The sequence below is a fragment of the Pseudoalteromonas sp. 2CM32C genome, from assembly GCF_023161925.1.
Classification (GTDB): domain Bacteria; phylum Pseudomonadota; class Gammaproteobacteria; order Enterobacterales; family Alteromonadaceae; genus Pseudoalteromonas; species Pseudoalteromonas marina.
The window spans coordinates 103,781-116,309 of the sequence record NZ_JALNTI010000001.1 but is presented as its reverse complement, the minus strand read 5'-3'; the positions used below and the strand labels follow the sequence as shown (position 1 = coordinate 116,309).

Sequence of the window (12,529 nt, the reverse complement as noted above, 5' to 3'; positions counted from 1 at the left end):
TTAAGTATTCACACTAACAGCTTGTAATGTTTCACTTTGGTAGCAACCTAATATGCGCACATATTGGGTATGTTCCTTAAGTTCCTCTAGCGCTTCTTTTACTTGGGTATCAGCCAAGTTTGCTTCTAAATCAACATAAAACACTTCTTCCCATGGGTTGCCTGGGGTAGGGCGTGATTCCAGTTTTACCAAGTTTATTTTGTGTTGCTTGAAAATCATCAGTGCATCAGCAAGTGAGCCGGCTTGTTGTTTGGTCGACATGATCAAGCTGGTCTTCGTTGGTATTTGATTCGACACATGCAAAGGCTTACGCGCTACGACTATAAAGCGGCTGTGGTTTTCGCTTTGATTAGCTAAGTTTGATTTAATAACTTCAAGGCCTACATTTTTACCAGCTTGAGCTGAGCCAATTGCAGCACTATTTGGTGTACTGAGCGCAGATTGAAGCGCTGAAGATGTTGAGTCACATGTTTCATGTTGCAAATCCCCTAACCCTTGTAAAAAGCGGCTACATTGCGCGAAGGGTTGTGGATGAGCAAATACTTTTGTGAGCTGTTCAAGTTGTGTATCAGGTTTAGCTAATAAGCAATGCTCAACACTGTGTGTCACTTCACCAACAATAGATACTTGTGCGTGTTGTAGTAAATCAAATACTTCGTTAATACTGCCTGAGCTGGTATTTTCAATAGGAAGTAATCCAAAGTCTGCTTGCCCGCTTTCTACCTTGGAGGTGATTTCTTCAAACGATGAACATCCAATTTCAACGAGTTTGCCGGGGCGACGGCTAAAGTACTTATGGCAAGCAAGTTGGCTATATGAGCCTTGCCCACCTAAATAAGTAACACGGTGTGTTTCGCTTAATGCATCAGGGTTTAGGTTTTTTTGCAGCATTGCTTGCTGGTGTAATACGGAGTCTTCTAGGATTGTTTGAAAAACATTGTTTACATAATACGCATCTAAGCCAAGTGACTTGCCATAACCAATTAATTTTTCTAGTAGTGCTAGTTCACGGGCTTCATCACGAATAGGCTTGTTATTTGCAATTTTATATTCAACAACACCATGACTAATACGGCGCCGTTTAGCTAGGAGTACGAGTAAGTCAGAGTCTATTTCATTTATATCATGTCTTAATGTGTTTAATACATCGTTGGTCATTTTGGGGTTCCTCATTCCAAAAGTCATCTGCGTAAATGCAGCATATACAAAAAAGCCTCCCGGTTGGGAGGCTTTACTATTCGATTGATTTATCTCACAAACAGGCCAGCCTCTTTTATATGAAGAAGCTAAAAAAAGAAAAAATAATGCGAGAATAAAATATGTTCATGCAGTTAATGTATGGAGAGTTAGGGGTAATGTCAATAACATACTTTACTAAGATAGTGCTTAAGTATTGATTATTTCAACTTTTGTAATTTTTTTATAAAGTTTACAAAAAATTTATAATAATGAATTTGAATCTGGTATATTTCATTAACAGCTAAATAATAACAACTATTAATAATTAAGGTTGGCTTGTGCTATATAGACGCCCTCCATCGCGTTTTGGAATAAACTCTTTAAGTGTGAAATTGTCGTTACTCATATCCTCAATTTGTTTAATTGCGGGTGTTTGTGCTGCCTTTTTTATGCTTAAATCTGAGGAAAAGCAGCTGGTTTTTGAAGAGCACGAAGTACTAAAAAGCTCGACCGATTTATTAGTAAGGCAATTTAAAGAACGAATAGAAACAAAAGTTAACATTGCTAAGCAAGCTAACAACATAGTTAATGAGCAGTTATTTCAAAAAAACTCCCCAATTGATCTAAACAGTAAAGCACAATTACAGTTTAATAGTGATGGCACTATTCGAAGCGCTTCATCGGATGGTTTATCTGCCGCGTTTTTACCACAAGAAAAGTTCACACCTTTTTACAAACAGTTATTTAATAACTCTGAAGCACTATGGGATGTTATCTCACCAACATTAGTTTATGACTTCTACAATTTTTACCTTATAACCAATGATGACTTTATCAGAATATCGCCACCTAATTGGGCGTTAAATGCTCCTGCTGATTTTCGAGTAAGCGGTGGTTCAACTTATAAGTATGTTCGCGAAAGTTTAGGCAACTCTGTAGAACCTGAATGGTCAAAGGTTTACTACGATAGGGTATGGCATGATTGGGTGATCAGTTTACTGGTCCCTATTTATTCTAACAATGAATTTGTAGGGGTTACAGGCAGTGATATTACGCTTAATAAACTCGTGTCTTTTCTACCTATAGGAGACAAAGAAAAAAACTTACTTGTTTTTGATAGTAAAGGCCAATTATTAGCCCACCCAGATTTGAGTACTTCATTACTTGCTGAATACGGAAAAAATAATAAAAAAGTGGCTATTGACGAGTTTGTAAACCCTCAGCTCAAGTCAATTATTAGTGAGGCAATTGCGACAAAGCTTCCAGAATATGCAAGTTCTTTTTTACAAAATGACGAGGCGCACTTAATCAATATTCAAAAAATTGATCAGCTAGATTGGTACATAGGGGTTTATAAAAAGCGTTCTTCTACATTGTCTGCTCTGCAAGATTTGAAGCTTAAGTTTTTTGGGCTTTTTATTCTTTACGCTATTTTAGTTGCCTTGTTATTGCATCAAGCCTTGCAACATCTTGTTTTACGCCGATTACATTCACTTGTTTATGCGGTATCGAGCTTTGGTCAGGGCAAACTAGATACTCAATTTCCAGAAGAGAACAAAGACGAAATTGGTACGCTTAACGGTTCGTTCAAAGATATGACGGTTGAAATTCGTAAATTAATAGATGGACTTAACCAGCGAATAACTGAAAAAGAAATAGCCGAAAAAGCAGCTAATCGATTATCAAAAGCCGTCGCTTTCTCTGGCACAGGTGTTGTTATAACTGACGAAAACTTTGTTATCGAATACGTTAACCCCAAAATGTTAGAGATGACAGGTTATCCAGAAAGTCATTTCACTCGAGCGCCACTTTTAAACATTATTGCGTCTGATATGGCTATTTTGGTCGAAGATATTGATATAGACCTACGTAGTCGTAACTATTGGCGCGGTGATACGTTAATTGAAAGCAAAGATAAACAGCCTATTTGGGTTTCATTGAGCGTTTCACCGATACGAGAGGAAGGCGGTAATATCACAAGTTATGTTGCTTCCGCACAAGATATCTCGTTTGTTAAAGAAAGCCAGCGCAAAATGGAACAGCTCGCTTATTTTGACACGCTAACAGGTTTAGCAAACAGAACCTTCTTCAGAATGCAGTTGCGCAAATCTCTTGCGCTTGCAGAACGCGGTCATTATGCATTTTCACTTTTTTACTTTGATTTAGATGAATTTAAGCGAATTAATGACACCCTTGGACATGACGCAGGCGATCAATTATTAATACAGGTCGCGAATAGACTGAAGAAACGCCTAAGATCGGAAGATACGATTGCACGTTTAGGCGGCGATGAGTTTGCAGTATTACTTAGTGGAATTGAAAGCCAAGAACACGCAACCGATGTGGCAAATACAATCCAACAAACGCTTAATATGCCTATTATGCTAGGAAATAACGAGGTAATTATAAGCGCGAGTATTGGTATTACTATGGCGCCATATGACAGCCTCGAAGAAGATCAATTATTAAAGCACGCGGATTTAGCAATGTATGAGGCCAAAGAGAAAGGGCGTAATACGTTCCACTTTTACAGCCAAGAGCTAAATGCAGCCGCAAATGAGCGATTATTTATTGAAAACGAGCTGCGTATTGCGTTAAAAGAAGATCAGTTTGTGGTTTATTATCAGCCGCAGATAGATAGCCGTACTCAAAAGGTTGTAGGATACGAGTCATTATTGAGATGGTTCCACCCAACAGAAGGTTTAATACCGCCAGATAAGTTTATTCCTATAGCTGAGGCGACAGGACTTATTGTTGAATTAGGTGAGTGGGTATTACAGGAGTCATGTGATTTCGTTGTGAGATTAACAGAGCAAAACCGTGAAAATAACGTATCGATTAACTTATCTGCTCGCCAATTTAAAGATTCGAATCTTGTGCCGACCCTAAGTAAGATGATTATTACATCGGGCGTATCGGCTAAACGATTACATTTAGAGTTAACTGAAAGCATGTTGATGGGGAACGTAGAGGCTGCTATTGCTCAACTTCATGAGCTAAAAGCACTAGGTATTTCTATCTCAATTGATGATTTTGGAACGGGGTATTCTTCGCTTAGTTATTTAAAACGCTTCCCGGTAGATATACTCAAAATAGATCGTTCATTTGTGCAAGATATCCCAGAAGATAGCAATGACATGGAGATTACTGCCGCTATTATAGCAATGGCTCAAAAGCTTAATTTAGATGTGGTTGCTGAAGGGGTAGAAACCATAGATCAAGTTGAGTTTTTACAAAACAACAACTGTTTTATAGTGCAAGGGTACTATTACAGCCGGCCAATCCCTGAGTCTGATTTACCAGACTTATATTTAAAGCTGGGTGAAGTACCATTTAAAAAAGTAATGTAGCTTTATAATTGCGGGTTAACCACCCGCAATTTTCACTTTAAACTTCAAGCCCTCTAAAATTGCTTTTAACTTATCTCGGTCATCGCCTTGGACTTCTATAACGCCTTCTTTTACAGCGCCACCTTGGCCCATTTTACTTTTTATTGTTTTAGCTAACTTTTTTAAGTCATGCTCTTTTGGGTCTATGCCAACAACAAGCATTACGCCTTTACCTTTGCGACCTTTTGTTTGACGCTCAATACGAACAAAACCATCTTTGAAAAGCTTAATATCAAGCTCTTTTTCTGGTTTTGGCTGGTCAATACGTCCAGTGCTTGTTGAATATACTAAGTGACTATCTGTCATGGTTTACCTTATTCAGTCAAAATGTATTAAGTAATGGCGTAAATGATAGCAAATTTGCTGTTGTGTGTTTTTCTTTTTGCTAAATACTTTTAACAGGTTATATTTAGTCAAAGATACATTTAACGGAGAAATCGATGAATTTAACTACCCGTACATCAGCCGATGGAAAAGCGCTAACAATACAAATAAAGGGAAAGTTTGACTTTAATTTAGTGCAGTCTTTTCGCCAAGCCTATGCTCAGATAGACAGTAGCACTAACAAAGTGATTGTAGATTTAAGAGAAACTGACTATATGGATAGTTCTGCACTAGGCATGCTTTTAAATATGAAAAAAACATTAGAAGATAAAGTGACTGTGTTTGAAATCACTAATTGCCAGCCACAGCTGAAAAAAATATTACAAATATCGCGCTTCGATAAGAAATTTGATATTAGCTAATGGCAGCACACGTTCTTATTGTCGATGATCAGGCATTAAACCGTATTTTATTAAGTCAAATGCTCAAAGATGAAGGTTATCAAGTATCGATGGCCTTCAACGGCCAAGAAGCAATTAAAGTCCTTGAGCATAAAGCCATAGACATTGTGTTACTCGATGTAATAATGCCGGTTATGGATGGTTTTGAGACAGCCAAAATAATAAAAAATAAATACAGTGAAGTTTATTTACCTATTATTTTTATTACTTCGTTAGACGACAAAGCAAGTTTTGAAAAATGTTTAGAAGTCGGCGGGGATGACTTTATACACAAGCCATTTGATAAAGTTATTCTTCACGCAAAAATTAAAGCTCATAGAAGAACTCGTGAGCTAAGCAAAAAAGCCAACCAACAAAAAAAACTACTCGAGTATCACCACAATCAAATTGAACGTGAACACGAAATAGTGGAACACATATTTAATAATTCACTCGAATATCAAGATGATTTTAAGCAACATCTAGATTTTAATTTATCGCCAGCATCCATGTTTAATGGTGACATGTTTTTAGTTGCACAAAGTCCCATTGGTAACTTGTATTGCATGCTGGGTGACTTTACTGGGCATGGCTTGGCAGCTGCTATAGGTGCGCTACCTGTCTCTCGCGCATTTTATACAATGGTAAATAAAGGTAAGGCCGTTAATGATATTGCCTTTGAGCTAAATACACTTCTTTACAACCTGTTACCGGGGCATATGTTTTGCGCGGCTACCATTGTGGAGCTCAGTGCGTCAGGAAAAAGTATATCAGCGTGGCTTGGTGGCTTACCCGATGCATATTTGATCGATACTGAAGGTAATATAAAAAAGACATTAGAATCTCAACACATGGCATTGGGTATATTAGACAAACATGAATTTGAGTACGATTTAATACATTTTGAAGTAAATAGTGATACACGTTTAGTTTTTGCTACCGACGGCATAACAGAAACCACTAATAAGCAGGACGAGTTTTTTGCTGAAGAACGCTTTATAGCATCATTAAAAAGTAAGCCCATGATCTCTTGTGAAGATATAATTGCTGATGTGAGTGATTTTGCGCAGGGCTTACAACAGCAAGATGATGTAAGCATTGTCTTGCTTAACTGTTTGCCTTTGCAGGTGGAAGAAAAGCCGAGAGAGCCTTTTTCAACGCTTGCCTTCAATTTGTCATTAAGCCTTAATTCAAAGCAAATTAAGCAAACCGATCCTGTCTACGATATTGTCAATATTCTTAGTCGTATTGAGGGATTAAATGATCATCGCTCAAACATTTTTTTACTCCTTTCTGAAGCTTACAATAATTCACTTGATCATGGTGTTTTAGGATTAGACTCCGCAATAAAGCTGCAAGAAGACGGTTTTTTTAAGTTTTATGAAATGCGTGAGAAAGCCATAAATGAGTTAAAAGATGCCATGATCATTATTGATATACGCTACTGCCCAGAAACACTCAGTTTGTATTTTATCATTTGTGATTCGGGAAGGGGATTCAGTAGCCAATCAAATGATGAAATGAGTGGCAATAATGAATTTGGGCGAGGTCTTTCACTGCTTGAAGAAATTGCAGAAAAAGTTACATATAACGCCAGTGGTAACCAAGTTGAAATGTCCTATAAGTTGATCTAGCTCTGTGAAAATATCCATGCTATCATTTCTGGCAACTTAGATGTATGGATGGCCAAATGATTTCTTCTTATTTAACGCAAGCGCATTTGCGCGTTAATGCAACCTTAATTTCAGCCGAGCTTGAAAAGCTTGAGCACTATCTAGCGCATACATCTTTACCAGAAACGCGTTGGCAGTATCAAATACCTGAATTAGGTGAAGGCGGGGCGTGTAGCTTATTTGGTTACTTGCAAGATGAGCCTTTTAACCTTGCTGATTTTATAAATAAAGATAGCAATACCAAGCTTGCACAGCTGCAAAGTATTGTTAACTATGTACACGCGCAAACGGGTGTTGACTGGTATGGTATTTATCAATCAACAGACACTGACGAAGGTAAGCAACTTTTAAAGCTTGCTTATCATGGTGTACCTAGCCGCCCTCTATTTCCGCTTACAGAGGACTTTGCTGCAGGAAGCAATAATGTTCAAGTGGCGTTATCACAAAAAGGTCGCATTATTAATAATGTAGAGAAGTATTTAGCACAAGGTGGAGAGTATTATACCTGTGACCCTAAAGTTAAATCTGAAGTATGTTTGCCTTTATTTAATGCCCAAAATGAGTGTGTAGGTATTATTGATGCTGAAGCATTTGATAATGACTTTTTTGATGACAAAGTTTTGGCCATTTTAATTGCGTGTTGTATTAAAATTCCTCACTCACTCGTGTAAATAACACTAGTCAACGTGATGTGCTTTTATGTTAAGCTAAGCTTAATTGCTAACCCATAAATATAGATAAGAGATAGCCCATGTTCTCAGTATTAAAACCATTACCAACCGATCCTATTCTTGGCCTTATGGCGGCCTATAAAAAAGATACAAACCCTAATAAAATTGATTTAGGTGTGGGTGTTTATAAAGATGAGCACGGCAATACACCTGTATTAAACGCAGTGAAGAAAGCAGAAGCATTTCGCTTAGAAAATGAAACAAGCAAATCTTATATTGGCTTAGCAGGTAACTTAGACTACTGTCAAAAAATGGAACAGCTATTACTTGGTGAGCACCAAGCATTATTAGCAAATCGCGTGCGTACAGCACAAGCACCAGGTGGTACAGGTGCGCTTCGTGTTGCTGCTGAGTTTATTAAGCGTTGTAATACAGATGCAACTGTATGGGTTACTACACCTACTTGGGCAAACCATATTAGTTTATTTGAAGCTGCGGGTTTAACCGTAAAAGAATACCCGTACTACGACTACGAAAATAAAGACCTGCTGTTTGATGAGATGATCAATACCCTTAAGCAAGTACCAAAGGGTGATGTAGTGCTATTACACGCATGCTGTCATAACCCAAGTGGAATGGATTTAAACGAAGCTCAGTGGAACACAGTAGCAGAGCTTGCTAAAGAAGTTGGCTTTACACCATTAGTGGATATAGCTTACCAAGGCTTTGGCTCTTCACTAGAAGAAGATGCGCGCGGACTTCGTATTTTAGCTGATGCCGTTGAAGAGTTAATTATTTGCTCATCTTGCTCTAAAAACTTTGGTTTATATCGTGAGCGTATCGGTGCATGTTCATTAATTGCAAAAGACAGTGCGACAGCTGATGTGTCAAACTCAGTAATGTTAAGTGTGGTACGTAGCATTTATTCAATGCCTCCGGCACATGGTGCTGATATTGTTAACACTATTTTAAGCAGTACAGAACTTACGCAAATGTGGCATGCTGAACTTGATGAAATGCGTACGCGTATTAATGGCCTTCGTAGTTTAATTAAAGAAAGCTTAGCATCAAAAGACATAGCGCAAGACTTTTCATTTATTGAACGTCAACACGGTATGTTTTCGTTCTTGGGTATTAATAAAGAGCAAATTGAGCGATTACAAAAAGAGTACGGCATATACATTGTTGGCTCAAGTCGTGTCAACGTAGCCGGTGTTAGCAAAGCAAACCTTGATTACTTTGCAAATGCAGTTGCTGACGTTTGTAAATAAACGTAGATAATATAAAAAAACCGCACTCCATTAATCATGGTGTGCGGTTTTTTATTAACTAAATTTTGGTGTTACAAAAGCAAGCTTTAACCAATTGCAGGTATAAATCCACTCATTTGCATAAATTGCGCAGTAATTATTAGCACACCACATAACGCTGCAATCAATAGCCCTGTACGACCACTGCGTACTTTATAACCAGTGTCGGAACTAGTTGAGGCACGTTGTTTATAAACCATAGCAACAGGTAAAAATACAGCCAGTACAACTAAAGCTATGGCGGCATAGCCAAGGGCCATTATAAAGCCTTGCGGGTAAAAAAGAGCAAATCCTAAAGGCGGTATAAATGTAATAAGCGCTGTTATAACACGGCCTTGGTTGTTATCTCCTTGTTTAAATGCATCAGCAAAAAAATCAAATAAACCTAGGCTTACACCTAAAAATGAAGTCGCTAACGCTAAATCAGCAAATAATTTCACCGCTATAGATACATTTGAATTATGTGCAATACCTGCAACACTGGCTACAAAACCGCTTAAGCCCTCACTATTGAGTAAATCGCTTTGGCTCATAATACCTTGGCTTAATAGTTGCCAAAATATGTAAATCACCAAGGGCAATGCTGCGCCTGCAATCATCACTTTACGCAGAACTTTTACGTCAAGACCTACGTATTTAACAATTGATGGGATAGAGCCGTGAAAACCAAAAGATGTAAATACCACAGGAATTGCCGATAATATTAGCCCTTGCTCAACGGGCATTTCGAGCAAGTGCTTTGCTTGTACATAGGGCGTAAGCATATAAAATAGGCTAGCTAAAACAATCACCTTGATTGAAAAGAGTATTCTATTAAATTTATCTACCTTGCTAGTCCCTAGTGTAACCACGCTTGCAATAATGACCGCCAAAATAACGGAGCCAAATTGGGGGGCAATTTCTAATTCAAATCCAAGATTGATTCGCTCTTGAAGCTGAGCACCACCGCCTGCGATATAAGCTGCACATAAAGCATAAAATAAAAACACCATTGAAAAATTGGCAATGTATTGACCGCGCTTCCCAAGCCAGCGTTTAGCAAGTGTATTTAACGTTGCATCACGAGGGGCAAACTGATGTAGCTCTAGCATCAGCAAGGCGGTGTAAGTCATTAATATCCAGCTTGCAACAATGAGTGCAAGTGCAGTCATAAAACCTAAACCAGCAGAAGCGATAGGTAAAGCAAGCATACCAGCACCAATAGTGGTACCAGCTACAATTAACATGCTGCCTGTTGTTTTATTTTTGAGCACTTAATTACCTTAATTATTATTAATTTACACGCACCATATAACTAGAACGGTAAAACTCAAATAGTTTTGTTATAAATGGCATTAAATAAAATGTAACTTACATTTTACAGCTGTATATTTAAGCATTTTATAATCTTTAATATGATTAAATATCTATCCATAAACCCTTTACAGCGTATAATTCTATTACTAGTTATTGAGCGTTTATATCTTAAGATTAAACTGACCGTTAAGTACGTGTACTGTAACTAGTGCATTAATACGCTTGGCTGGCTTTTTCCCTCAAAACCCACTCGCCTTATTTTTAACTTACAAAGGAATGGTACATGCCTGTTAAAGTTTCATATTTTTTAATGGTTCTTATATGGTCCACCACTCCGCTGGGTATTGTGTGGAGTAGTGAGAGTGTTTCGCCATCACTAGCGGTGTTAATGCGTATGCTCGTTGGGCTATTTATTGGTGCGCTTGTCGTTGCAGTCACTAATGTAAGAGTGCCATGGAGTAAGCAAGCTTGCCTACTCTATGCTTACTCAAGCATTGGTATTTTTGGTGGCATGTTATTGAGTTATATGGCGGCTAGAACAGTGCCTTCTGGCATTATTTCACTTATGTTTGGATTAGCTCCTATTTTATCTGGATTGCTTGCTCAACAGCTATTAAACGAGCCTAAATTTAGTTTTATAAAACTCATTGCTTTAGCAAGTGCGTTAGTCGGACTTTATTTTGTAAGCTATAACCAAGTACAAAACTCACAAACTCAGGGGCTTGGGCTTGTATATGTGTTTATGGCTGTATGCTTTTTTAGCTTAAGCGGTGTGATGATAAAGCGGGTGAAAATTGCAATTCACCCTATGGCCACAACATTTGGTGCACTAGTATTTGTAACGCCATTATTTTTTATTGCGTGGTGGGTGCTTGATGGTGAGCTTAATATACAAAACTGGAATTTAAGGTCGCTTTGGGCAATTGGTTATTTAGGACTATTTGGGTCGTTAATAGGGGCATTGGCATATTTTCATGTTTTACAAAACTTAAACGCGAGCACCGTTGCGTTAACAACACTTATTACACCTAGCTTTGCAATAGGGTTAGGTGCGTGGCTTAATAACGAGCCACTAAGTAAAGAGCTAATAATTGGCGCTGCTATTATTGTAATTAGTTTAGGCTTTTTTCAATTTGGTGATAAATACTTAAAAACTAAAAGTAAGCGCTAGGGCGTGTTTAATTTTGTGACATAAAATGTCTTCAATCGAGAGCGATTAATTAAATTACGGCGCAAAGTTTGTAACCTCGTAAATTAAGTAACCCCCCCTACATTTTAGCTATTTGAATGACCAAACGGCGGTTTTTATCGCGGCCTAAAATATTATCATTGGTGTCTACAAAGCGTTTTTCACCAAACCCAGTTGTTTTTACTTTATTTTCATCCACACCTAAGCTAACCATATAATCTTTTATCGCTTTTGCACGCTTACGAGATAGGTCTAAGTTGTTCCAACGACCGCCATAACTGTCGGTATAAGAATCAATACTAATGGACTCAATGGTTGAATCGTTTTTTAGATATTCAGCAATTTTATCAAGGCGTTGCTGGGATGACTTAGTTAACTTACTGCTATTAGATTGATAGTTCATCACTGTAAACGAAATATCCTCAAAGCTGTAAGGTAATAGTTCGTCACGGCATTGCAAAAAGGCCCAATAAGCTTGCTTAAAGTTTACACTTGAAATACCAACGGCAATTTTATCGGCACTATTTTGCCAGTCTTGGTAATAAAAAGTGGGGTAAAACCCTTTTTCAAGTTCTGTAAGCATTTCCCAAGCAGTTCGATTACCGAGTTCACCATCAAACTTTTTAAGTAGCTTCATATTTGCTATGTCGCGTGCTGGCAGCCCAGAGCGCCAAGAAGGAGGAACTGCTTTAAGCCCTGCAATGGCGTAATTTTCAGGGCGAACAACCATATCTAAATTGAAAGTTAGGTTTTTATTTTTACTCGCCGATGCTTTAAAAATAGCCTCGCCATAGTAAGGTACCTCATGGTTCAACTGACATTGCAAACGTGTTGTTTTAACCACTTCCCAATTTGAACTGTCTTGATTTGCAGAGTAATTACGCATGGCCGCATGTGCACTGACGCTCAATAGCGCAGAGCTAATACTAACGCTCATTAATAATAACTTTAATTTCATCAAAGACTCCCCGTAAACCCGACACGCCAAAAATTTGGCTTTGTTCAGTACTGCCATATTATATAGCAGTTAACACTTAGCTAGTATCACTTAAAGCAAA

10 protein-coding genes are annotated in these 12,529 nt (G+C 38.0%); 6 read left to right on the top strand and 4 right to left on the bottom strand.

Annotated elements, in window-relative coordinates; translation table 11 throughout:
• Nucleotides 1–1,158, bottom strand: coding sequence for a chorismate mutase (locus tag MTF67_RS00535; protein WP_008132528.1), 1,158 nt, complete (start codon nt 1,156–1,158; stop codon nt 1–3).
• Between the two features lie 359 nt (nt 1,159–1,517).
• On the opposite strand from MTF67_RS00535, the gene MTF67_RS00530 reads away from it, so the two are divergent.
• On the top strand, nt 1,518–4,529 hold the full coding sequence (locus MTF67_RS00530; protein ID WP_248518463.1) for an EAL domain-containing protein: 3,012 nt from the start codon (nt 1,518–1,520) through the stop codon (nt 4,527–4,529).
• 15 nt (nt 4,530–4,544) lie between these two features.
• Here the strand turns inward: MTF67_RS00530 and MTF67_RS00525 are convergent, their stop codons facing one another.
• Complete coding sequence (locus MTF67_RS00525) at nt 4,545–4,874, bottom strand: translation initiation factor (protein ID WP_010555944.1); 330 nt, start codon at nt 4,872–4,874, stop codon at nt 4,545–4,547.
• Nucleotides 4,875–5,008: 134 nt separating this feature from the next.
• Here MTF67_RS00525 and MTF67_RS00520 point away from each other — a divergent pair, with 134 nt between their 5' ends.
• The 4 genes from MTF67_RS00520 (at nt 5,009) to MTF67_RS00505 (ending at nt 8,947) form a co-directional block, all read left to right on the top strand.
• A complete protein-coding gene (locus tag MTF67_RS00520; RefSeq protein WP_006794681.1) occupies nt 5,009–5,314 on the top strand; it encodes an STAS domain-containing protein in 306 nt (101 codons plus the stop codon).
• On the top strand, nt 5,314–6,966 hold the full coding sequence (locus tag MTF67_RS00515; RefSeq protein WP_248518462.1) for a fused response regulator/phosphatase: 1,653 nt from the start codon (nt 5,314–5,316) through the stop codon (nt 6,964–6,966). The genes MTF67_RS00520 and MTF67_RS00515 overlap by 1 nt, the downstream gene beginning before the upstream one ends.
• 56 nt (nt 6,967–7,022) lie before the next feature.
• Nucleotides 7,023–7,676, top strand: a complete 654-nt coding sequence (locus MTF67_RS00510; protein ID WP_248518461.1) for a GAF domain-containing protein — start codon at nt 7,023–7,025, stop codon at nt 7,674–7,676.
• 80 nt (nt 7,677–7,756) lie between these two features.
• Entirely contained in the window at nt 7,757–8,947 is a 1,191-nt protein-coding gene (locus MTF67_RS00505; RefSeq protein ID WP_006794684.1) for an amino acid aminotransferase, read from the top strand.
• Nucleotides 8,948–9,033: 86 nt separating this feature from the next.
• Here the strand turns inward: MTF67_RS00505 and MTF67_RS00500 are convergent, their stop codons facing one another.
• Nucleotides 9,034–10,239, bottom strand: a complete 1,206-nt coding sequence (locus MTF67_RS00500) for an aromatic amino acid transport family protein (protein ID WP_082014416.1) — start codon at nt 10,237–10,239, stop codon at nt 9,034–9,036.
• A 326-nt stretch (nt 10,240–10,565) separates the two neighbouring features.
• On the opposite strand from MTF67_RS00500, the gene MTF67_RS00495 reads away from it, so the two are divergent.
• Nucleotides 10,566–11,453, top strand: a complete 888-nt coding sequence (locus tag MTF67_RS00495) for a DMT family transporter (RefSeq protein WP_039036613.1) — start codon at nt 10,566–10,568, stop codon at nt 11,451–11,453.
• Between the two features lie 97 nt (nt 11,454–11,550).
• On the opposite strand, the gene MTF67_RS00490 is transcribed toward MTF67_RS00495, so the two are convergent.
• The gene (locus MTF67_RS00490; RefSeq protein ID WP_039036614.1) at nt 11,551–12,429 is read right to left on the bottom strand and encodes an OmpA family protein; all 879 of its coding nucleotides are present in this window, start codon (nt 12,427–12,429) and stop codon (nt 11,551–11,553) included.
• Between the last annotated feature and the right edge of the window lie 100 nt (nt 12,430–12,529).

What these genes read in the sequence shown, in the direction of transcription:
- MTF67_RS00535 (WP_008132528.1), bottom strand. Translation starts at nt 1,158, where the DNA reads ATGACCAACGATGTATTAAACACATTAAGACATGATATAAATGAAATA.
- MTF67_RS00525 (WP_010555944.1), bottom strand. Translation starts at nt 4,874, where the DNA reads ATGACAGATAGTCACTTAGTATATTCAACAAGCACTGGACGTATTGAC.
- MTF67_RS00520 (WP_006794681.1), top strand. Translation starts at nt 5,009, where the DNA reads ATGAATTTAACTACCCGTACATCAGCCGATGGAAAAGCGCTAACAATA.
- MTF67_RS00515 (WP_248518462.1), top strand. Translation starts at nt 5,314, where the DNA reads ATGGCAGCACACGTTCTTATTGTCGATGATCAGGCATTAAACCGTATT.
- MTF67_RS00510 (WP_248518461.1), top strand. Translation starts at nt 7,023, where the DNA reads ATGATTTCTTCTTATTTAACGCAAGCGCATTTGCGCGTTAATGCAACC.
- MTF67_RS00505 (WP_006794684.1), top strand. Translation starts at nt 7,757, where the DNA reads ATGTTCTCAGTATTAAAACCATTACCAACCGATCCTATTCTTGGCCTT.
- MTF67_RS00495 (WP_039036613.1), top strand. Translation starts at nt 10,566, where the DNA reads ATGCCTGTTAAAGTTTCATATTTTTTAATGGTTCTTATATGGTCCACC.
- MTF67_RS00490 (WP_039036614.1), bottom strand. Translation starts at nt 12,429, where the DNA reads ATGAAATTAAAGTTATTATTAATGAGCGTTAGTATTAGCTCTGCGCTA.